This window comes from Caulobacter sp. BE264 (genome assembly GCF_031457805.1).
Classification (GTDB): Bacteria; Pseudomonadota; Alphaproteobacteria; order Caulobacterales; family Caulobacteraceae; genus Caulobacter.
The window spans coordinates 124382-145311 of record NZ_JAVDXI010000006.1 but is presented as its reverse complement, the minus strand read 5'-3'; the positions used below and the strand labels follow the sequence as shown (position 1 = coordinate 145311).

Annotated in this window: 17 protein-coding genes and 1 tRNA gene; 9 read left to right on the top strand and 9 right to left on the bottom strand. The window is 66.2% G+C overall.

Annotated features, from left to right (window positions below):
- The first annotated feature begins 21 nt into the window (after nucleotides 1-21).
- From J2X45_RS15480 to J2X45_RS15470, 3 genes are read left to right on the top strand one after another with little or no spacing between them, the layout of a single operon-like run.
- The gene (locus tag J2X45_RS15480; RefSeq protein ID WP_310216388.1) at nucleotides 22-1137 is read left to right on the top strand and encodes an efflux RND transporter periplasmic adaptor subunit; all 1116 of its coding nucleotides are present in this window, start codon (nucleotides 22-24) and stop codon (nucleotides 1135-1137) included.
- Nucleotides 1137-4280 (top strand): efflux RND transporter permease subunit, encoded by a 3144-nt coding sequence (locus J2X45_RS15475; protein ID WP_310216386.1) that lies wholly within the window; start codon nucleotides 1137-1139, stop codon nucleotides 4278-4280. Before J2X45_RS15480 ends, J2X45_RS15475 begins: the two co-directional genes overlap by 1 nt.
- A 15-nt stretch (nucleotides 4281-4295) precedes the next feature.
- Entirely contained in the window at nucleotides 4296-6650 is a 2355-nt protein-coding gene (locus J2X45_RS15470; RefSeq protein WP_310216385.1) for a transketolase, read from the top strand.
- Here the strand turns inward: J2X45_RS15470 and J2X45_RS15465 are convergent.
- The 3 genes from J2X45_RS15465 to J2X45_RS15455 form a co-directional block, all read right to left on the bottom strand.
- Complete coding sequence (locus J2X45_RS15465; RefSeq protein ID WP_310216382.1) at nucleotides 6647-7003, bottom strand: nuclear transport factor 2 family protein; 357 nt, start codon at nucleotides 7001-7003, stop codon at nucleotides 6647-6649. The two genes, J2X45_RS15470 and J2X45_RS15465, sit on opposite strands and share 4 nt — an antisense overlap.
- The gene (locus tag J2X45_RS15460; RefSeq protein WP_310216378.1) at nucleotides 7000-7731 is read right to left on the bottom strand and encodes a nuclear transport factor 2 family protein; all 732 of its coding nucleotides are present in this window, start codon (nucleotides 7729-7731) and stop codon (nucleotides 7000-7002) included. The genes J2X45_RS15465 and J2X45_RS15460 overlap by 4 nt, the downstream gene beginning before the upstream one ends.
- 83 nt (nucleotides 7732-7814) lie before the next feature.
- Nucleotides 7815-8327 (bottom strand): cytochrome c family protein, encoded by a 513-nt coding sequence (locus J2X45_RS15455; protein WP_310216375.1) that lies wholly within the window; start codon nucleotides 8325-8327, stop codon nucleotides 7815-7817.
- A 280-nt stretch (nucleotides 8328-8607) separates the two neighbouring features.
- Between J2X45_RS15455 and J2X45_RS15450 the strand changes: the two genes are divergently transcribed.
- The 3 genes from J2X45_RS15450 to J2X45_RS15440 all read left to right on the top strand — a co-directional run bounded on the left by J2X45_RS15450 (nucleotide 8608) and on the right by J2X45_RS15440 (nucleotide 10060).
- On the top strand, nucleotides 8608-9111 hold the full coding sequence (locus J2X45_RS15450; RefSeq protein WP_310216372.1) for a GcrA family cell cycle regulator: 504 nt from the start codon (nucleotides 8608-8610) through the stop codon (nucleotides 9109-9111).
- A gap of 58 nt (nucleotides 9112-9169) precedes the next feature.
- Nucleotides 9170-9379: a hypothetical protein gene (locus J2X45_RS15445; protein ID WP_012640178.1), complete on the top strand. Its 210-nt coding sequence runs from the start codon at nucleotides 9170-9172 to the stop codon at nucleotides 9377-9379.
- A 153-nt stretch (nucleotides 9380-9532) separates the two neighbouring features.
- Nucleotides 9533-10060: a MarR family transcriptional regulator gene (locus tag J2X45_RS15440; protein ID WP_310216369.1), complete on the top strand. Its 528-nt coding sequence runs from the start codon at nucleotides 9533-9535 to the stop codon at nucleotides 10058-10060.
- A gap of 7 nt (nucleotides 10061-10067) precedes the next feature.
- Here the strand turns inward: J2X45_RS15440 and arfB are convergent, their stop codons facing one another.
- The 4 genes from arfB to J2X45_RS15420 all read right to left on the bottom strand — a co-directional run bounded on the left by arfB (nucleotide 10068) and on the right by J2X45_RS15420 (nucleotide 11676).
- Entirely contained in the window at nucleotides 10068-10499 is a 432-nt protein-coding gene (arfB, locus tag J2X45_RS15435; protein ID WP_310216367.1) for an alternative ribosome rescue aminoacyl-tRNA hydrolase ArfB, read from the bottom strand.
- A 4-nt stretch (nucleotides 10500-10503) separates the two neighbouring features.
- Entirely contained in the window at nucleotides 10504-10965 is a 462-nt protein-coding gene (locus J2X45_RS15430; RefSeq protein ID WP_310216365.1) for a YaiI/YqxD family protein, read from the bottom strand.
- Nucleotides 10966-10990: 25 nt separating this feature from the next.
- Nucleotides 10991-11065, bottom strand: a tRNA-Thr gene (locus J2X45_RS15425).
- A gap of 197 nt (nucleotides 11066-11262) precedes the next feature.
- On the bottom strand, nucleotides 11263-11676 hold the full coding sequence (locus tag J2X45_RS15420; protein ID WP_310216362.1) for a DUF1761 domain-containing protein: 414 nt from the start codon (nucleotides 11674-11676) through the stop codon (nucleotides 11263-11265).
- Between the two features lie 170 nt (nucleotides 11677-11846).
- Here J2X45_RS15420 and metG point away from each other — a divergent pair, with 170 nt between their 5' ends.
- Both metG and J2X45_RS15410 read left to right on the top strand, forming a co-directional pair.
- A complete protein-coding gene (gene metG / locus J2X45_RS15415) occupies nucleotides 11847-13556 on the top strand; it encodes a methionine--tRNA ligase (RefSeq protein WP_310216360.1) in 1710 nt (569 codons plus the stop codon).
- Between the two features lies 1 nt (nucleotide 13557).
- Nucleotides 13558-14772, top strand: coding sequence for a major facilitator superfamily domain-containing protein 6 (locus J2X45_RS15410; RefSeq protein WP_310216357.1), 1215 nt, complete (start codon nucleotides 13558-13560; stop codon nucleotides 14770-14772).
- Nucleotides 14773-14778: 6 nt separating this feature from the next.
- On the opposite strand, the gene cysN is transcribed toward J2X45_RS15410, so the two are convergent.
- Together cysN and cysD are read right to left on the bottom strand one after the other, a co-directional pair.
- Nucleotides 14779-16686 (bottom strand): sulfate adenylyltransferase subunit CysN, encoded by a 1908-nt coding sequence (gene cysN / locus J2X45_RS15405; RefSeq protein ID WP_310216354.1) that lies wholly within the window; start codon nucleotides 16684-16686, stop codon nucleotides 14779-14781.
- Nucleotides 16686-17666 (bottom strand): sulfate adenylyltransferase subunit CysD, encoded by a 981-nt coding sequence (cysD, locus tag J2X45_RS15400; RefSeq protein WP_310216352.1) that lies wholly within the window; start codon nucleotides 17664-17666, stop codon nucleotides 16686-16688. Before cysD ends, cysN begins: the two co-directional genes overlap by 1 nt.
- A 603-nt stretch (nucleotides 17667-18269) precedes the next feature.
- Here cysD and J2X45_RS15395 point away from each other — a divergent pair.
- Nucleotides 18270-20927, top strand: coding sequence for a polar localization protein TipN (locus tag J2X45_RS15395; protein ID WP_310216349.1), 2658 nt, complete (start codon nucleotides 18270-18272; stop codon nucleotides 20925-20927).
- Nucleotides 20928-20930: the final 3 nt, after the last annotated feature.

Below are 20930 nucleotides of genomic sequence, written 5' to 3'. Positions count from 1 at the left end.
TCCGGCGCCCGGAGCACGTCCTTGATCCGTAGGCACTTCTTCCTCGTCGTGGCCCTGGCCGCCGTCGTTCTCATGCTGGGGGTGGGCGGCTTCAAGCTGGCTTTCGCCAGTAAGGAGACCAAGGGCGGAGGCGGCGGTGGCCGCGCGACCGCCGTCACGCAGACGGTGGTCGGCGAGCGCTCGTTCACGGATCGTATCGAAGTGCTGGGCGCGGCCAAAGGCCGTCAGTCGGTGACCATCACCTCCAATACCGCCGAACTCATCACGGCCGTTCGCTTCACCGATGGCCAAGCCGTCTCCCGCGGCCAGGTCTTGGTCGAGCTGAAGGCTGAAGCCGAGGACGCCGGTATCGCCGAGGCCCGCGCGCGTCTGGCTCAGGCCGAGCGGGACTACAAGCGCTGGAAGACCCTGGCTGACAAAGGCATCGCCCCGCGCGCCACCGCCGAGCAGTACCTCGCCGCCTACGAGACCTCGAAGGCGGCGGTCGAATCCGCCCAAGCCAATAAGCTCGATCGCGTGATCCGCGCGCCTTTCTCCGGCCGGGTCGGAATCTCGGACGTTGCGCCCGGCATGCTGATCAGCCCAGGCACCGCCATCGTTACGCTCGATGACACCGCAGTGATCCGCGTCGATTTCTCGGTTCCTGATCGCTATCTGGAAACCCTGCGCATCGGCTTGCCGATTGTCGCCAAGCCCGACGCGCTGCCGGGCGAGACGTTTCAGGGGCGCATCGCTCAGCTCGACACCCGTATTGATCCGACCACCCGGGCGCTCAAGGCCCGTGCGGAGTTCCCCAACGCCAGCGGCCGCTTGAAGCCGGGCATGCTGGTCAAGGTGGCGATTGACCAGGGCGTGCGCACCAGCGTCGCCGTGCCGGAAGCGGCTGTGCAGTTCGAGGGCGAGCAAGCCTCGGTCTATGTCGTCGCCAAGGGCCCCAAGGGGCTGGTCGCGCGTCGCACCGACGTCGATACGGGCATCACTGAAGGGGGCTTTGTCGAAATCCGCTCGGGTTTGAAGACGGGCGACAAGATCGTCGCCGATGGTCTGAACAGGATCCAGGACGGCGCCTCCATCGCCGGCGGCAAGCCTGGGCAAAAAGCTGAAGCCAAGGGCGGCGCAGACCGCAAGGCCGGCTGATGCTCTCCGATCTTTCCGTCCGTCGCCCCGTATTCGCCGCTGTTGCGGCGATCATCCTCTGCGTGATCGGTCTGGCGGCGTACACCTCGCTGCCAATCCGTGAGCTGCCCAGCGTCGATCCGCCCGTCGTGTCGGTCTCGACCAGCTACCGCGGGGCCTCGGCCGAGGTCATCGAAGAACGCATCACCCAGGTGATCGAGCGCCAGGTCGCCGGCATCCAGGGCATCGATCGGGTCAATAGTTCATCGCGCGACGGCCGGTCGAACATCAGCATCACGTTCAACCTCGACCGCGATCTGGACGCTGCGGCCAATGACGTGCGCGACGCCGTCAGCCGCGTGACCAGCAACCTGCCGGATCAAGCCGATCCGCCGCAGATCGCCAAGGCCAACGCCGACGCTGCGCCGATCATTATCCTAAACCTCACGTCCACAACGCTGAACCCGTTGCAGCTGGCCGACTATGCCGACCGCTATCTGGTCGAGCGGATGTCGACGATCGACGGCGTGGCCCAAGCCAACCTGTTCGGCGCCAAGATCTACGCTATGCGGATCTGGCTCGACGCCAACGAGATGGCCGCGCGCGGCGTCACCGTGGACGATATCGAGAGCGCGCTCAACGCTCAGAACCTCGAGCTACCGGCTGGTTCGCTGGAGAGCTCGGCCAAGGACTTCACAATCCGGGTGGCGCGTAGCTACGCCAAGCCGGAAGACTTCGCACGCCTGCCGCTTAGGGCCGCCAACGGCGCGGGCTACGTGCTGCGCCTGGGCGACGTCGCGCGGATCGAAGAAGGGCCCGATGAGCGCCGTCGCCTGTTCCGGGGGAATGGGATCGATCAGGTCGGCATCGGTCTGACCCGTCAGTCCCAAGCCAATGACGTCGAGATCTCCAAAGCTGTCCGCGCTGAGGTGGAGGTCATCAATCAAACCCTGCCCTCCGGCACCAAGATGGTGGTGGCGGTCGACAACTCGGTGTTCACCGCTGAGGCGATCCACGAGGTCTGGATCACCATGGGTCTGTCGATCGGCTTGGTGGTGCTGGTCAACCTGCTGTTCCTGGGCAGCTGGCGATCGGCGCTGATCCCGTCGATCGTCGCCCCGATCTGCATCCTGTCGACCTTCATCATCCTGGCGCCGCTGGGCTTCTCCCTGAACCTGCTGACGCTGTTGGCCCTCGTGCTGGCCGTGGGTCTGGTCGTGGACGACGCCATCGTCGTGGTCGAGAATATCCAGCGCCGGGTCGATGAAGGCGAGCCGCCTCTGGTCGCCGCCGAGCGCGGCACGCGCCAGGTCTTTTTCGCCGTCGTGGCGACGACGATCGTCCTGGTGTCGGTGTTCGCGCCGCTGATGTTCCTCCCGGGTTATATCGGTCGCCTGTTTGTCGAGCTGGCTGTGGCGATCGCGGCGGCGGTCGCCTTCTCGGCGCTGCTGGCGCTATCGCTGTCACCGATGATGGCGTCCAAGCTGTTGCGCCCTGCGCATGGCGAAGGCTGGCTGGCGCGCCGGGTCAACAAGGCCATGGGCGCCTTGAGCGCCTCCTATCGCGCGTCGCTGTCCCAGATCCTTGGCGGATGGTCGGCGGCGATCTCGGGCGCGCTGGTGCTGCTGCTGGCGGGTTTCGCGGCGCTGTTGTTTGTCAGTCTGCCCAAGGAATTGGTGCCGGCCGAAGACCGGGGACGGGTGGACGTCTCGATTTCGGCGGCCGAGGGAGCGGGTTACGACTACACCTCGGCGATCGGTCTGAAGGTCGAGAAGGTCCTCGACAAGTATCGTCAGGACGGCGTTTCCGAACGGACCATCATGACCATCCCGCGATTTGGCGGGAACTCGTTCAACAGCGCCAACGGCGTTGTCGCGCTGAAGCCCTGGGGCGAGCGAGAAAAGACTGCTGACGAGGTCGCTGCGGAGCTCAACAAGGAGCTGTCCAAGTTCACCAGCGTTCGCGCCGTGGCCAGCGTGCGCGGGCCGTTCCAGCGCGGTGGCGGCGGTGGTGGCGGCGGCGGCACGAATGTCGACCTCATTGCGGTCGGCAACGACTACGTGCAGCTGGCCGCGTGGCTGAAGCCCATCCTGGCGGAGGCGCAGGACAATCCGGGCCTCGCCCGTCCGCGCCTGGACTATGAGCCGACGGCGCCGCGTCTGTTGGTCCAGATCGACCTCGACAAAGCCGCCACGCTCGGCGTCTCGGCGCAGTCGGTCGGCCGCGCGCTGGAGACCATGTTCGGCTCACGCCGGGCGACCACCTACATCAAGAACGGCCAGGAATACGACGTGATCCTGCAGACCAATCTTGATCAGCGCCGGAGCATCGAGGATCTGAACCGCCTGAACGTGCGGACCAGCACAGGGGCCATCGTGCCGCTGTCCACCGTGGTCACCACCGAGCTGAGAGGCGATACGCCGGACCGGCCCCGCGTTGACCGTTTGCGTTCTGTGACCCTGACGGCGCAGCTCAATCCGGGCTACACGGTCGAGGACGCCGTGGCGTTCTTCAAGGACCAGGCCGCCCAGCGCCCGGTGCCCGGCGTCAGCATCAAGTGGGGCGGTCAGGCCAAGGACTACATTGAAGGCTCCGGCGGCATCGCCATCGCCTTTGGTCTGGCGCTGCTGCTGGTGTTCCTGGTGCTCGCAGCGCAGTTCGAGAGCTGGATCCACCCGGCCGTCATCATGCTGACGGTGCCTCTGGCCGCGCTGGGCGGGTTGTTCGGCCTGCTGATGACGGGGTCGACCATCAATACCTACAGTCAGATCGGTCTGATTATCCTGATCGGCATCGCCACCAAGAACGGGATCCTGATCGTCGAGTTCGCCAACCAGCTGCGCGACGAGGGTCTGACCGTGCGCGAGGCGGTGATCGAGGCGGCGACCCTGCGTTTGCGTCCGATCATCATGACCTCAGTGTCGGCCGCCATGGGCGCGCTGCCGCTGATGCTGTGGGCGGGCGCGGGCGCGGGCAGCCGTCAGACGATCGGGGCGGTGATCTTCACCGGCGCGATCTTCGCCACCCTGCTGACGCTGTTCATCGTTCCGGTGTTCTATGACCTCCTGGCGCGCTTCACGAAGTCGCCGGAGTGGACGGCGCGCCAGATCGAAGCGTATGAAGCCCAGGAAAAGTCGGGCGAGGGGCAAACCTCACCCGTATAATCTGGGTGAGGAAGCATGCCTGACGGCTCTCTGACGGCCAAGCGGCAGGAAATCGCGCTGCTGCGGCGTCTCGAGGAACGGATCCTATGGTTGGCGGCGTGGACGATCCACAACGCCAACCACCTCCGTGAAAGCCGTGACGGCCTGAAGGTCGGTGGTCACCAGGCGTCCAGCGCCTCGCTGACCACCATCATGACGGCCCTCTACATGAAGGCCCTGCGGCCGCAGGATCGCGTCGCGGTCAAGCCGCACGCTAGTCCGGTGTTCCACGCCATCCAGCACCTGTTCGGTCGGCAAAGCCTGGACAATCTCAAGCGCTTCCGGGCGCTGGGCGGCGCGCAGTCCTACCCCTCGCGCACCAAGGACGTCGACGATGTCGACTTCTCGACGGGCTCGGTGGGCCTTGGTGTGGCCATGACGGCCTTTGCCTCTCTGGCCCAAGATTATCTGGCCGCACGCGGCGCCGTGAAGCCCGAGAAGATGGGGCGAATGATCTCGCTGCTGGGCGACGCCGAGTTGGACGAGGGCAATATCTACGAAGCCCTGATCGAGGCCTGCAAGCACGACATCCGCAACACCTGGTGGATCGTTGACTACAATCGCCAGAGCCTGGACGCGACCACCCAGGATCGAATGTTCACGCGCTATGGCGAGATCTTCGAGGCGGCCGGCTGGGCGGTCGAAACGCTGAAATGGTCAAAGCGCCAGCGGGAGGCCTTCGCGAGGCCAGGCGGGGACCGGCTGCAGGCCTGGATCGAGACAGCGCCCAACGATCTCTTCTCAGCCCTGACCTATCAGGGCGGCGCCGCGTGGCGAGAGCGGTTGACCGGGGACCTCGCCGACAGTCCCGACGCCCTTGCCCTGATCGCGGCCTACAAGGACGGTGATCTCGCCGAACTGATGACCGAACTGGGCGGGCATTGCCTGGAGACGCTGCTTGAGGCCTTTGAAAAGGCCAGCCAGGATGATCGTCCGCGCTTCTTCATCGCCTACACCGTCAAGGGGCTGAGGCTGCCGTTTCAGGGGCACAAGGACAACCACGCCGGCCTGATGACCCCGGCGCAGATCGCTGAACTGCGGGAGCGGCTGGGCGTCGTCGAGGGCGAGGAGTGGGACCCCCTGTCGGGCCTCTCGGCCGCCGAACGCACCGCCATCAAGGGATTGGTGGCGCGAGCGCCCTTCGCCGCAGAGGTTGCGCGCGATCACCTCGCGCCGTCCATCCCCACGCCATCGGCCGACGACCTGCTCGCGGCGGTGGCTGGCGGCGGCGAGCAGTCGACGCAGGCCGCGTTTGGCAAGGTGATGTTCGAGATCGCCGCGCGGAAGGACGAGTTCGCCGGTCGGGTGGTCACGACCTCGCCGGACGTGACGGTCTCGACCAATCTCGGCGGCTTCGTGAACCGCCGCGGCGTCTTCCAGCGTCGCGCGCACGACGATGTCTTCAAGCGTCGGCGCATCCCCTCGGCGCAGGTGTGGTCCAAGGCGGAGACCGGCCAGCACGTCGAGCTGGGTATCGCCGAGAACAACCTGTTTATCGCCCTGGCGGCGCTGGGCCTGACCGCGCCGCTCTTTGGCGAGCGCCTGTTTCCGGTCGGCACCCTCTACGATCCATTCATCGCCCGTGGTCTCGATGCGTTGAACTACGCTTGCTATCAGGACGCCCGGTTCCTGCTGGTGGCGACCCCGTCCGGCCTGACGCTGGCGCCGGAGGGCGGAGCGCATCAATCGATCAACGCACCGGTGATCGGCATGGCTCAGCCTGGCCTCGACACCTACGAGCCGGCCTTCGCCGACGAGACGGCGGTGCTGATGGCGCACGCCTTCGAGCGTATTCAGGCCAAGAACGGCGCCTCGACCTATCTACGCCTGTCGACGCGGGTCATCGCCCAGCCGGAACGGACGGACGACGCTTGGCGGCAGGGCGTGATCGACGGCGCCTACTGGCTGAGGGCTCCAGCGCCGGGCGCGCGACTGGCGATCATCTACAGCGGCGCTTTGGCGCCCGAAGCGCTGTGTGCGTTCGAGGCGCTGGTGGAGGACATACCCGAGGCCGGCCTGCTGGCGGTGACCTCGGCGGACAGGCTGCACCGTGATTGGACCGCCTCCGGGCGGGCGCGTTGGACAGGGGACGGCCGCCGGACCTCGACGATTGAAAGCCTGCTGTCGCTTCTGGATCGGGATGCAGGCCTGGTGACCCTGACCGACGGAGCGCCGCTGGCTCTGTCTTGGCTAGGCTCGGTCCGTGGTCAAAGGGTTCGAGCGTTGGGCCTGGAGACGTTTGGGCAGTCGGGCGATCTGCAGGATCTCTACGCCAAGTATCGCCTGGACGCGGACGCGGTGCTGGACGCGTGCGCCGACCTTCTGGCCTAGAAGCCGCTCAGGATCGTCATCCCTGACAACAGGCCGTCACGAAAGTGATAGGTCAGTCGCGCACGGGTGTCTGACCAGATCTGGCCCTGTTCGGTTTCGACCGCGTACTGGGCCTCGACTGTCAGGGCGTCCTCAGTCTCCGCAAGCACCGCGATCAGCTGGATGTTCGGCCGTATAGTCGCGAACAGACGCGCGAAGTGGCCTAGAACCGCGTCTTGGCCAATGAGATCCTCGCCCGTTTCAAGTGTGTTCGGCCAAGTCGCATCGGGATGGATGAAGCGGCGCAAGCTGGCGACATCACGGGCGTTGAACACCGCGAAGGCCTCTTCCAGTACCGTGCGCAAGGCGCTCATGGCGACTCCTCGCCGCTGTCGTCGACGTCCTGTTCGATGATGCGCCCCGCTTCAAGTCGATACCAGACCGTGACGCCGCCATCCTGCCAGAGACGGCCGTTCGCCCCGCGCGCCTCGACCTGCAGCCGGGCGCGGACCCGGTCGTCCGGCTCAAGGACATAGTCGCGCATCGCCAGAGTGACCTGAAGGGTCTCCAATAGGTGCTCGAAGTGTCGTCGGATCGCCGGACCGCCGCTGACGTACCCGTCTTCCAGGTTGTCCTGGAAGCGCGCGTCATCGCTGTAGCAGCCCACGATCGCGTCGATGTCGTGCGCGTTGATCGCTTCGCATAGCCGTCGCAGAAGGCGCTCGACGCCTTCAAAACCTTCGGCAGCGTAGTCTTGTTCGCTGTCCAGCCGCGTGATCAGCCCATCGACCATCGTGAAGCGGTGTCGAACCCGCAGGCTCGACCAAAGCGAACCATCGGCGGCGCTAACTACGGTCTGACGTGTCAGCACTTCGACCTGACCCGGGGCGGGCGTGAACAGAGCGATCGGTTGATGCCGCACCCGTAGCGGAGCCATGGCTGTCTCAAAATAGTCGCGCACAGCGCCGACGCCCTCAAGTCGACGGTCCTCAACCTCATCGGGCCAGGATACGTCAGGCGCCAGCCCAGCGATCACACGATCGAAGGCGCGACTGTTGAAGGCCTCGTAGAGCTCCGCGATCCGGTCTTCGTCAGGCGTCATGGGCGTCGAACGGCGTTCTCCGTATGGCCTGTGTCCATGCGCCAGAACGGGCCGCCGGGGAGCGTGTAATATTGCCGCACGGACTATTTCGCTGGAGCCTTGAAGCCCGTCTCGACCTTCAAATAGGCGATCAGATCGATGCGGTCCTTCTCACCCTTGATGCCTGCGAACGTCATCTTGGTGCCCGGCATGAAGCCGCGAGGATCGGCCAGCCACTTGTCGAGCTGCCCGGCGTCCCAGACGAAGCCGGCGGCCTTCACGGCGTCTGAATAGCTGTAACCTTCCTTGGCGCCGGCCTTGCGACCGAACACGCCGTAGAGGTTGGGACCCGTGAGATCAGGGCCGCCTTCGGTAATGGTGTGGCAGGAGCGGCAGAGCGCGAACTTGCTCTGGCCGTTCGACAGGTCGCCGGTGTTGTAGGGGGCGGGGAGGGAGGCGAGGATGGCGGCCTTCCCGGCGTCGGTCGGCGGGGGCGCGGCGGTGGCTGCCGGCGTTGGCGCGTCGGCGGGAGCCTCGTTGGAGCTTCCACCATCCTTCGAGCACGCCGAAACGGCCAGGCAAAGAGCCGCGACGGCGGCCAGTTTCAACGAGCGCATATTCATCCTCGACTGACGTTTCGCCGCAGGTTCTGCGACGCCGCGACGCATTCCAAACCCTTATAAAATCTGGTCCCGCGCCTTGTCACGTAACAAGGGTCCTTAAGCGTGGGGGTTACGGCAAGGCTGCGACAATTGTTGGTATCTACGTGATTCTCATGGCGAAAAGTGAACTTGCAAAACGTGGGTCTGCACATAACCGTTTGACGGTCGTTAACCATAAATCTTACCCCTTTTCTCACGGAGCGGGCTGGCTCCGGGCAGGGCTGGAAGCAAGATCATGGACTGGAGCGAAGAACGGACCGCGACCCTGAAGAAACTGTGGCTGGAGGGCCTCAGCGCGAGCCAGGTGGCGCGACAACTGGGCGGCGTCAGCCGTAGCGCGGTGATCGGCAAGGTGCATCGCCTGGGCATCACGGTTCGCGAGACTCCCGTCCGCAAGCGCGCCACCACTGTCCGAGCCCCGTCGCGTCTGGCGGTTCGCCAGCGCCCCTCGCGCGACGTCGCTGCACCCCGTGTCGCCCCGCGCTTTGAGCGGATCGAGGAAGATCTGCTGCCGACCTCGGGCATTCTGGGCCTGGGCGCCCATTCGTGCCGCTGGCCGATCGGCCATCCGGAGAATGATGACTTCGGCTTCTGTGGTCGTCCGAAGACCAGCGCGCGCGGCTCATACTGCGAGCAACACAGCCAGGGCGCCTTCCGCCGACTGGGCAGCAGCGAGGCGGTCGAGGCCTGGGCGCTGAAGGGCGTCAAGGAAAAGCGGGTGCAACCGCGTCTCGTGTGATCGATCGCACCCGCAAAATCCGCCCTCATAAATTCCCCTGATAGCGACGAGCCGTCCCATGAACATGGTCCTGATCGAGAACGCAGCCGGCAGCAGCCAAGTGATCACCATCATCGAGGAGTTCGCCGGTCACTCGGTGTCCCGCGATCTCAACCCGGGCGACCATGCAGAGATTCCGGTCACTCAGTTCAAGTCGATCACGGTGCGCGAAACCTACCCTGACGACTGGTTGACCCGAGGGCTTCACCGGAACCGCGCCGCCGCCTGACCCCTCGCGGCGCTCCATGCTCAAACTGAGGTCAAGACGTACGACCCCGCGAAGCCTTTCGCGGGGTTTTTCGTTTCCGTCCCGGCGCTGCGGATTGCGTGGCTGTTAACCATGTGACACACAGAGCGCCGTTTTGCGGGGGCGGACACAGCGATGGGCGAGGGGGAACAGCGCGCCGAGGCAGGGCCTGATCACGCGCTGCCGTTATCGAGCTATCTGAGCTACCTGCTCTATCAGACCGAGCAACATCGCCGCGCCATGGCCGCGGACCTCCTTGCCAAGCATGGTCTTTCCTTCGCCAAGTGGGTGGCGATGATCTCACTGCGGCGGTTCGGTGATCTGTCGATGACGCGTCTGGCGAAGCTGGCGGCCACCGATCGCACCACCCTGACCCGCTCCATCGACGGCTTGATCGCGGATGGCCTGGTGGCCCGAGAAGCTTCGGCGCGGGATCGCCGCATTGTGGTGATCCGGTTGACCGAAGCGGGGCGGACCTTGCTGGAAGCCATCCGCAGCGAGATCCGTCCGCTGAACCAGGAAGTCTGCGCCCAGCTGACCACCGAAGAGCAGGCGACTATGACGCGCTGCCTGCAAAAGATGCTCGGCGGCCTGATCGTCGAACCCGACTGGAAGCAGGACGTCATCGCCTTCAGCGCGCCCGCGCCGCCAGAAACGGTCTGAGCGATCTTCAGTCGTCGAACTTCACCCGTCCACGGCCTGACTTTACAGTGCCGCGCTTGGCCTTGGTCTCTAGGCGCTTGAGCTTGCTGGAATAGGTCGGCTTGGTGGCTTTGCGGGGCTTGGGCTTCTCCGTGGCTCGGCGGATCAGGTCGATGAGACGGTCAAGGGCGTCCTGCCGATTCATCTCCTGTGAGCGTGAGCCTTGGGCGAACAGCACCAGCACCCCGTCCTGGGTCAGGCGGCTGCCCGCCAGCGTCTCCAGCCGCGCCTTCACGTCGTCAGGCAGGTAGGGCGAGTTTCGTACGTCGAAACGCAGTTCGATAGCGGTCGAGGTCTTGTTGACGTGCTGACCGCCAGGACCCGACGCGCGGGTGGCCTTCCAGACTAGGTCGTCCTCGTCGATCCGCAGCCAGGAGGTGATCTCGATCATCGCGGCCATGGGATCACCGGAGCGCTGCGCGCTTGGCCTTGACCACCAGCTGGTCCAGCGCCTGCAGGAACCGCGAGCGGTCGGCGTTGGCGAAGGCGGCCGGGCCCTTGGTGACCTCGCCCATCGAGCGCAGGTGCTCGCCGATCGAGCGCGAGGCGAGGGCCGAGCCGATCATGTCGTGTGAGAACACCCGCCCATTGGGCGCCACGGCCGCGCCGCCGGCCTTCAACACCCGATCGGCCAGGGGAATGTCGTTCGTGACGACGACATCGCCGGGACCGCACCGCTCGGCGATCCAGTCGTCGGCCACGTCCGGACCCGCGTCGACGACGATCTGCTCGATCACCGGCGTCTGCGGGACGCGGATCCAGCTGTTGGACACCACGAAGGTCTTGAACCCATGCCGGGCTGCGACCTTGTAGGCCTCGTCTTTAACGGGGCAGGCGTCGGCGTCGATGAAAAGCGTGGCGACCATCGCGCGAGGCCTCGGACGAGGGAAATGGTGCCGGCTGAGGGGATCGAACCCCCGACCTTCGGTTTACAAAACCGCTGCACTACCGCTGTGCTAAGCCGGCATGGGCCAGTGACCCGAGGTGAGGGCTTATGCCGTCTGTCGTCGCGAACGGCAAGGGGCGCCGACCCGCAACGCTCGGCGCGAACAGAGATCCTTGCTCCGGGAAAGCGGAGGGCGCGCGCTGCGGGCGGGAGAGGTCGCTCGGTCTCGGCCTCTCCCGGAAATCCTACACTTTTACAACGCCTTGATAGGTTTGGCTCAATCCGCCTTAGGCTTGCGCTTCAGGCCGCCCAGCAGCGCCCCGGCGATTGCGTAGGTCACCACCTGGTAGCCGCCATCGATCACTAGAAGCGAGAGCGTGCCCGCTGCGTAGATGTAGTTCAGCGCCGCCACGGTCAGGGCGAAGGCCACGCAGGCGCTCAGAGCCGTCTTGGCGCCGGCGACATAGCCGTCAGCGCCAAGGCGGCGGATTAGCCAGTCCAGGCCCAGCAGGATGACGATCATGTTCAGGACGCCTAGCGCCATCTTCCAGTCCTGGCCGACAAAGTCCGCCTCGGTCAGGCGCTGGGCCTCCATCCAGGCGGCGCTGAAGAGGTTGCCATACCAAAGGATGCCGATCGCCTGCCCGGCGACTAGGGCCACCACAAGGCCCAGCCAGTTCACGTTTTTCATAGACGTTTCCCCCGAAACGGCCGGATCGCGCTGATCCGGCTCAGCTTTCGGAAGGCTGCGCCCAAGAACGCCGTTCGGTCAATCGGCTTGCGCTTTCGTTTCCGGCCCGAGCCTTCTATATGCGGACCCTTCCAAGCGTTCCGTAGACTCCCCCGAAAGGCCGCGCCCGCATGGCTCGCATCCTGATCACCTCCGCCCTGCCGTACATCAACGGCATCAAGCACCTGGGGAACCTCGCGGGCTCCATGCTGCCGGCGGACGTCTATGCGCGCTTCAAACGGGCCCAAGGCCACGAGACGCTCTATATTTGCGCCACCGACGAGCACGGGACGCCCGCCGAACTCGCTGCCGCCGCCGCGGGCCAGGATGTGGCCACCTATTGCGCCGAGCAGCACGTGTTGCAGCACGACGTGGGCCGCGCCTTTGGCTTGTCCTGGGACCACTTCGGCCGCTCTTCCTCGCCGCAGAACCATCGTTTGACCCAGCACTTCTGCCAGGCCTTGGAAGATCACGGCCTGATCGAGGAACGCGTCGACCAGATGGTCTATTCGGTCGACGACAAGCGCTTCCTGCCCGACCGCTACGTCGAGGGCACCTGTCCGCACTGCAAGTTCGAGAAGGCGCGCGGCGACCAGTGCGACAACTGCGGCAACCTGCTGGACCCCACCGACCTGATCGACCCGTACTCGGTGATCTCGGGCTCGCGGAACATCGAGGTGCGCGACACCAAGCACCTCTACCTGTTGCAGACGAAGATGCAGGACAAGATCCGCGCCTGGGTCGACAGCCACGCCGACTGGCCGCCGTTGGCGCGCTCGATCGCCTACAAGCACCTGGACGAGGGCCTGATCGATCGCGGCATCACCCGCGACCTGGCCTGGGGCATCCCGGTCGCTCAGAACGGCGTGCCGCGCCCGGGCTTCGAGGACAAGGTGTTCTACGTCTGGTTCGACGCCCCGATCGAATACATCGCCGCGACCCAGGAATGGGCCGAAGGCGCGCCCGACCGTGACTGGAAGCGCTGGTGGCGCACCGACGCGGGCGCGGAAGACGTTCGCTACGTCCAGTTCATGGGCAAGGACAATGTGGCGTTCCACACGGTCAGTTTCCCGGCCACGATTCTCGGCTCTGAAGAGCCTTGGAAGAGCGTCGACATGCTCAAGGCCTTCAACTGGTTGAACTGGTACGGCGGCAAGTTCTCGACGAGCAACAAGCGCGGCGTGTTCATGGACGCGGCCCTGGAGATCCTGCCGCCTGACCTGTGGCGCTGGTACCTGACGGCCAACTCGCCAGAAGGCAGCGACACCGCCTTCACCTGGGAGCAGTTCGCCAGCGCCGTAAACCGCGACCTGGCCGACGTGCTAGGCAATTTCGTCAACCGCATCCTGAAGTTCAACGAGAGCAAGTTCGAGGGCGTGGTGCCCGCGGGCGGCGAGCCCGGCCCGCTGGAAGAGAAGCTGTTCGCCGACGTCTCGGCGCGCCTCGCGGACCTCGCCGAGCAGATGGACGCCATCGAGATCCGCAAGAGCGCCCAGGCGCTGCGGGCGCTCTGGGTGGTCGGCAACGAGTATCTGCAGGAAGCCGCCCCGTGGACCGCGATCAAGACCGATCGCGACCGCGCCGCCGTCATCGTCCGCACCGCGCTGAACCTGGCCGCGCTGTACGCCAAGATCTCGGCCCCGTTCATCCCGTTCGCCGCCGAGAAGATCGGCGACGCCTTCGGTCTCGACTTCCCGGCCGCCTGGCCGTCGAATGACGCCAAGGCTGAACTCGACACCTTGAAGATCGGCGCTTCTGTGACGGTGCCAGAGGTTCTGTTCAAGAAGATCGAGGACGAGCAGATCGCCGACTGGACGGCCCGCTTCGGCGGCGCGGAGTAGGGTGACGGGCGGGGCGGACAGGTCTGAGCGCGAGGGGCTATCGACCCTTGTTCGCCTGTGCCTGTTCTACGCCGCCATCTTCCTGAGCTCAGGCGTCAGTCTGCCGTACATAGGCACCTATCTGCGCGACCGGGGCATGACCGGCGGCGAGATCGGCCTGATCTTGGCTATCCCGCTGCTGCTCAAGCCGTTCACCGGACCCGTACTGGCGGTCTGGGCCGACGGGTTCACGCTTCGCCGCACGCCCATGGTGCTGCTGTTGATCGGCGCGGCGATCGGCTACGGCGCTCTGCTGGGGCCGGCGAACCTGTGGTGGTTCATCCTGGCCTGGTTCGTCGGCCAGACCCTGCTATCGACCGTTTCCCCCCTGATCGACGTCATCACCCTGCGCCGGGCGCGGGTCGACAACTTCAACTACGGCATCCCGCGCGGCACGGGCTCCAGCGCCTTCATTGCGGCGAACCTGGCCATGGGGGCGATCCTGACCTTCGCCGCGCCGACGATCATCGCGGTCTGGATCGCCGTGGCGTGCCTGTTCGGGGCGCTGGCCGCCGCGACCCTGGTGCCGCCCGAGCGCGTCCACGCCGAGGGCGCCAAGCCGCTGCGGTCGGAGCGCTGGAACGGGCTGTCGGAGCTGCTGCGCAATCGGACTTTCGTCCTGGCGGTGGTGACCGCCGGGCTCATCCAGGGCGCGCACGCCTTCTACTACAGCTTCTCGGCCATCCTCTGGCGCAAGCAGGGGATCAGCGAGCCGATGATCGGCGTCTTGTGGGGCGTGGGCGTGGCGGCCGAGGTGGCCTTCATGTGGTTCCTCGAGCCGTTGCGCCGCCGCTGGGGACCTGAGCTGTTTCTCGTGCTTGGCGCAGGCGCCGCCGTAATGCGCTGGACGATCTACGCGTTCGAGCCGCCCCTGTGGTCGCTGTTCCCGCTGCAGATGTTGCACGCCCTGACCTTCGCCGCCTCGTTCCTGGCGTCGCTGCGCCTGATCGAGAAGCTGGCGCCGCCAACCGCCGCCTCGCCGGCGCAGGCGATCAACTCGGCGCTGTCATCGGGGTTCACGCTGGGTATAGCGACCTTGACGTCGGGGCCGCTGTTCGACGCCTTCGGTGCGTTCGGCTATCTGGCCACCGCCCTCATGGCGCTGCTGGGCCTCGCCGGCGCGATCCTGTTGACGCGCCGCGCGCGGAGCCTGTCATCCGACAGACTCCGCTTCTGAGCGGCTTTAGATCGTGTAGTCGATCTCCTGGCCCTCCAGCCACGCCACGATTCGCTCGGCCGCCTCGACGGGATCGATGGCGGTCGTGTCGATCCGCAGCTCCGGCGTTTCCGGCGCTTCATAAGGGCTGTCGACGCCGGTGAAGTTCTTCAGCTGACCCGACCGAGCCTTCTTGTAGAGGCCCTTGACGTCCCGAGCCTCGGCCACGGCCAGCGGCGTGTCGACAAAGACCTCGATGAACTCGCCCGGCTCCAGCAGGTCGCGCGCCAACTGGCGCTCCGCGCGGAACGGCGAGATGAAGGCCGTCAGCACGATCAGGCCCGCGTCGACCATCAGCTTGGCGACTTCGGCCACCCGGCGGATGTTCTCGACGCGATCTTCCTCGGTGAAGCCGAGGTCCTTGTTCAGTCCATGCCGGACGTTGTCGCCGTCCAGCAGGTAGGTGTGACGGCCCAAGGCGTGCAGGCGCTTCTCGACCAGATTGGCGATGGTCGACTTGCCCGCGCCCGACAGGCCCGTCAGCCAGACCACTTGACCGCGTTGGCGTTTCAGCGCCGCCCGCGAGACCTTGGTGACGTCGGTATGCTGCCAGTGGATGTTGTCGGCGCGCCGCAGGGCGAAGTTGATCATGCCGGCGCCAACCGTGCGGTTGCTCAGCCGGTCGATCAGGATGAAGCCGCCCATCTGACGGTTTTCGGCGTAGGCCTCGAACGGGATCGCCCGATCAAGGGACAGGTTACAGACGCCGATCTCGTTCAGCTCCAGCCGCTTGGCGGCGGTCTTTTCCAGCGTGTTGACGTTTACCCGATGCTTGATGTCGGTGACGCTGGCGCCGACCGTGCGCGCGCCCAGCTTCAGCAGATAGGCCCGGCCTGGCGGCAGGGGCTCGTCATCCATCCACACCAGGGTGGCCTCGAACTGGTTGGCCACCGGCGCGGGCGCGTCGGCGGCGGCGATCACATCACCGCGCGAGATGTCGATCTCGTCTTCCAGTGTCAGGGTGACCGATTGTCCGGCGACAGCCCGCTCCAGATCGCCCGGCAGGGTCACGATCCGCGCGACGCGGCTCTCGCGACCCGAGGGCAGGGCGCGGATACGGTCGCCGGGCTTGATCGAGCCTGAAGCGACGAGGCCCGAGAAGCCGCGGAAGTCGAGGTTGGGGCGGTTGACCCACTGGACCGGCATACGGAAGGGCTTGGCCTGGAGATCGTCCTCGACCTCGACGGCCTCCAGCCAGTCCATCAGGATCGGGCCGTCGAACCAGGGCGTCGCCTCGCTGCGCGTGGCGATGTTGTCGCCGCCCAGGCCCGAGATCGGGATCGGCGTGAACACCGAAAGACCGATCTGCTCGGCGAAGGTCCGGTAGTCGGCGACGATGGCGTCAAAAGTCGACCGATCCCAGCCGACCAGGTCCATCTTGTTCACCGCCAGGACCACGTTCCGGATGCCCAGCAGGCTGACGAGATAGCTGTGGCGACGGGTCTGGGTCAGCACGCCCTTGCGCGCGTCGATCAGGATCACGGCCGCGTCGGCGGTCGAGGCGCCAGTGACCATGTTTCGGGTGTACTGCTCGTGCCCGGGGGTGTCGGCGACGATGAACTTGCGCTTCTCTGTCGAAAAGAACCGGTAGGCGACGTCGATCGTGATGCCTTGCTCGCGCTCTGCGGCCAGGCCGTCGACCAGCAGGGCGAAGTCGATCGCGCCGCCCTGGGTGCCGACCTTCTTGGAGTCGGCCTCGAGGGCCGCCATCTGATCCTCGAAGATCATCTTGCTGTCGTACAGCAGGCGACCGATCAGGGTGGACTTGCCGTCATCGACGCTGCCGCAGGTGATGAAGCGCAGCAGCGACTTGTGCTGATGCTGGTGCAGGTAGGCGCCGATGTCTTCGGCGATCAGGGCGGACTGGTGCGCCATCAGAAGTAGCCCTCCTGCTTCTTCTTCTCCATCGAAGCCGACTGGTCGTGGTCGATGACGCGGCCCTGGCGCTCGCTGGTCGTGGTCAGCAGCATTTCCTGGATGACCTGGGGGAGGGTGGTCGCCTGACTCTCGACGGCGCCGGTGAGCGGGTAGCAACCCAACGTCCGGAAACGCACGCTCCTCATCTGTGGAACTTCGCCTTCACGCAGGCGGAAGCGATCGTCGTCGACCATGATCAGCGCGCCGTCTCGCTCGACCACGGGCCGCTCGGCCGCGAAATAGAGCGGCACGATCGGGATGTTCTCAAGATGGATATATTGCCAGACATCCAGCTCAGTCCAATTGGAGATCGGGAAGACGCGCAGGCTCTCTCCCGGGTGCTTTCGGGTGTTGTAGAGATTCCAGAGCTCGGGACGCTGGTTCTTCGGGTCCCAGCGATGTTCGGCCGATCGGAATGAGAAGACCCGCTCCTTGGCCCGGCTCTTTTCCTCGTCGCGGCGCGCGCCGCCGAAGGCCGCGTCGAAGCCGTACTGCGACAGGGCCTGCTTCAGCCCTTCAGTTTTCCAGAGGTCGGTGTGCAGAGCGCTGCCGTGGTCAAACGGGTTGACCCCGCGAGCCTCGGCGTCGGGGTTCTTATGCACCAGCAGGTCGAGCCCGAGCTCCGCGGCGACGCGGTCGCGCAGCGCGTACATGTCGCGGAACTTCCAGGTCGTGTCGACATGCAGAAGGGGGAAGGGCGGCTTGCTGGGATAGAACGCCTTGGCGGCCAGGTGCAGCATCACCGCGCTGTCCTTGCCAATCGAGTACAGCATGACCGGGCGCTCGCACTCGGCGGCCACCTCCCGCAGGATGTGGATGCTCTCGGCCTCCAGTCGCTGCAGATGCGTCAAGCGCGCCGGGGTGATCGCAGCCTGGGTGAGATCGGGCGTCATCGGATCCGGCGAAGCGGCGGCGGGTGCGAATTGCGTAAGGGCCAAGGCGTGGGTCCGCAAAGGAAAAATCTCCGACATGACCTTGCTTGAAGGCGGGCCGGGCTCAGGCTGGCACCTAGGCCCGGCTGAGCACGGGGACAACCGCCGTAATTCTGAGGGCGCTGTCAGATGCCGTGGCGCCGTGGGCCGACAACGCCATTCATGACCAAAACTTCATTCGCCTTTCGCTCCCGGTTCTCGCATAACGCCGCTATGGGATCGTGAGGCGAGCTATGGGCTTCCTGGCGGAAATGTTGGCTGTGGCGGTTGTGTGGCTGTCCTCGTTCGCGCTCTGCCAGTTCGGGGTCGTGATCGACCATGCCGTTCGCCCCCATGCGAAGTCGTCCGAAGCGCGAACCGTCAACCGATCGCGAGACGTGAGTCAGCCGCCCCCGATCACGGCTAACGGGCCCTCCGCCGCATCTGCAGGCGCTTAAGGTCGCGCCCTGACGTCGCAACCCCTGCGAACGCAACCAAAGTCGCTTTTCGCCAAGGCTTTTCACCGTTAGGTTCATGTGACACGCGAAGGAGGGGTTCGGCGCGCGACGCTCTATCAGCGCCCCCTCGCCGACGCTCCTTTTACGCCCCGTCTTGGGACCCTGGCTGTGTATGAAGCCTAAGAAGCGCCAACCGCTCGATTTCTCCGCGACTCCGACGGAGATCCCTCCCGAGGACCCCAAGACCGCGCCTGAACATCCAGAGCCCGAGTCGATCGCCGCGTCGGAGGACAGTGCGACGGCCGCCGAGCCGCTGACCTTGAGCACCCCCGCGCAAGACGACCTTTCTGTTCCGACGCCGGCGACTGTCAGGTCTCGGCGGCGTCGCGACGCGGAGCCGGCTCAGATCGCCGAGCCCGACCTTTCGCTCGCCCAGTCGCTCACGGCGACGCCGCAACCGCCCCCGCAGCCGCCAGCGCCAGTGGCCGAAAAGGCCGCGCCGGCGAAGGGCGCGGCGCGAGAGTCCGCATTGGATCTTCGCGGCCCGGTCTCTGAACCGACGGTTTCCGTGAACTCGGAGCTGGTTCCGCGCCGCATGTCGGGGGTTCTGTTCTGGACGCTGGCCACGGCGGTTGCGGCGCTTTGGGCGCTGGCCCCGATCGCTTTCGCCCTCGGCTATGCGCGCGGCGTACCGGCCTTCAAGATCGAAGGTTTCGCCTTGATGGTGTTCGCGGGCCTGGCGATCGGGCCTGCGCTACTGACGCTGCTCGGAGCCTATCTGCTGCGGCAAGCCAACGGCATTTCCGATGAGTTGCGGCGTAACCGCACGATGACCGACCGCCTTGTGACCCCCGCGGCCCTGGCCGCCGCCGGAGCCACCAACGCCGTCGACGCCATGCGTCAGGGTGTCGACGAGGCGGCGGCGGCTGCGGAACGGGCTCGAGAGCACATCATTTCGCTGCGAAAAGCCTTGGCTGAGGAAACGGCGCGTCTTGCGGACGCCGCTGCGGACTCCGCGCGGATGGCCAACCAGCTCGCCCAGGGCCTCAGCCACGAACGCTCGGCCATGGAGACGCTGTCGCAGTCGCTGGATGCGCGCTCGACGGCGGTGGTCGACGCGATCGGCAGTCAGGCCCGGATGGTCGCTGAGGCGTCCGACCTGGCCGAGACCCAGCTCCGCGAGGCCGAAGCGGCTTTGGCGGCCCGCGCCGCCGACCTGGCCGCCGCCGCCGCCGAAGCGTCGGATGCGGCGCGTGTCGGGGCTGAGGACCTTTCCCGCCAGATCGCGCGCCTCGAGACCGCCGGTGTCGGCGTTGGCGATCAGGTTGCTTCGGTTGAGAAGACCCTCGCCGCACAGCGCGCCGCCCTGGTCGAAATCAGTCAAGCGCTCCGGTCCGAGCAGGAAGACTTCGCCGCCGAAGCTGAGACGCGGACCGCACAACTCACCGAGTTTGTGGCCTACACCCGGGTCGGCGCCACCGAGCTTTCAGACACCGCCGCCATGGGGGCCGAGATCCTGCGCGGCTTGATCAGCTCGGCCGCCGACCAGTTCCGCGAGATGGCGGACGGGGCGAAATCGCAGCGTGAGATCCTGGCCGAGGAGGCCAAGAAGACCCTCGAGACGATCGGCGACGTCGCCGAGAACCAGCGGACCTTGCTTGAGGAAGAGCTAAAAGCGGCGATGGAGGCCATGGCGGAAGCCGCGCTAAAGGCCAGCGAGAGTGTCGAGGCGCGGGTCGAGGCGGCGCGTAGTCGTGTGGACCAGCTCAACGAGATCGCCTTCGCCGCCGGACAGAAGGCCGACGCGGTCTTCGAGTCTCGGATGGAAGAGGCGCGCGATATCATCGAGCACTCGGCCCAGATGGTTGAGCAGGCTGGAGCCCGGACGTCCCAGAAGCTTCAGGACTCCGTGCAGACGGCGCGGGGCACGCTCGACGAGCTTGAAACCATGCTGGCCGAGATTGGTCGCCGCACCGCTGACCTGCCAGCTGAAGCGCTGCAGAAAGCCGGCGAGGTCCGTATCGCGATCGAGCAAGGCGTCGAGCAACTGATGAACGCCGTGCGTCGTACCGCCGAGGAGACGGCGGCGATCGACCAGGCCTTCCAGGAGCGCGTCCGTCGCAACTACGAGATGCTGAGCGAGGCGGCGGGCGCTGTGACGGCCTCCGGGATCTCGACCGTCGCTGCTCGCGCGAGCACGGCCGCGACGCCGCCCGTCCGCACGCGCGCCGCTGCGCCCCCACCGCCGCCTTCACCGCTCCCGACCGTCGAGTTCGACGATGAGGACGAGCCGCCCGCCGACCGTCGCCGCCTGCGGCTGACGCCCACCGCCACTGACCAGGAGTTCCGCTCGGTCTTTGAGCAGGCCTCCGCGCGCAAGCAGGCCGGCGCGCCGCCGGCGGAAAACGAGGCGGACGGCAATTGGAGTTGGCGCGGTCTGCTGTCGGGCATCGAGAGCAGCACGCCCGGTGACGCGGCGCTGGGCGAGAAGCTTGCCGCCGAGATCACCGCCATGGGCATTGACCCCCATGCCCTCCTGCCGCGCGGGCGGATCGACGAGATCGCCGCCGCGCTTCAGACCCGCGACGCCAGCGGCGCGCGCGAGGTGGTCAAGCGCCTGGCCCCGGCCGCGATCCGGCGGCTGGTCCGGCGCCTGTTCTCCGACGCGACGCTGAAGAGCAACACCGAGCGCTTCCTCAAGCGCTATGCGGGCATGATCGACGAGGCCGCCGGCCAGGATCGGGAAGGCTTCCTGCTGGCGGCGCTGCTTTCGTCCGATGCGGGGCGGGCCTATCTGCTGCTTGACGCGGCCAGCGGCGACTTGGCCTAGCCT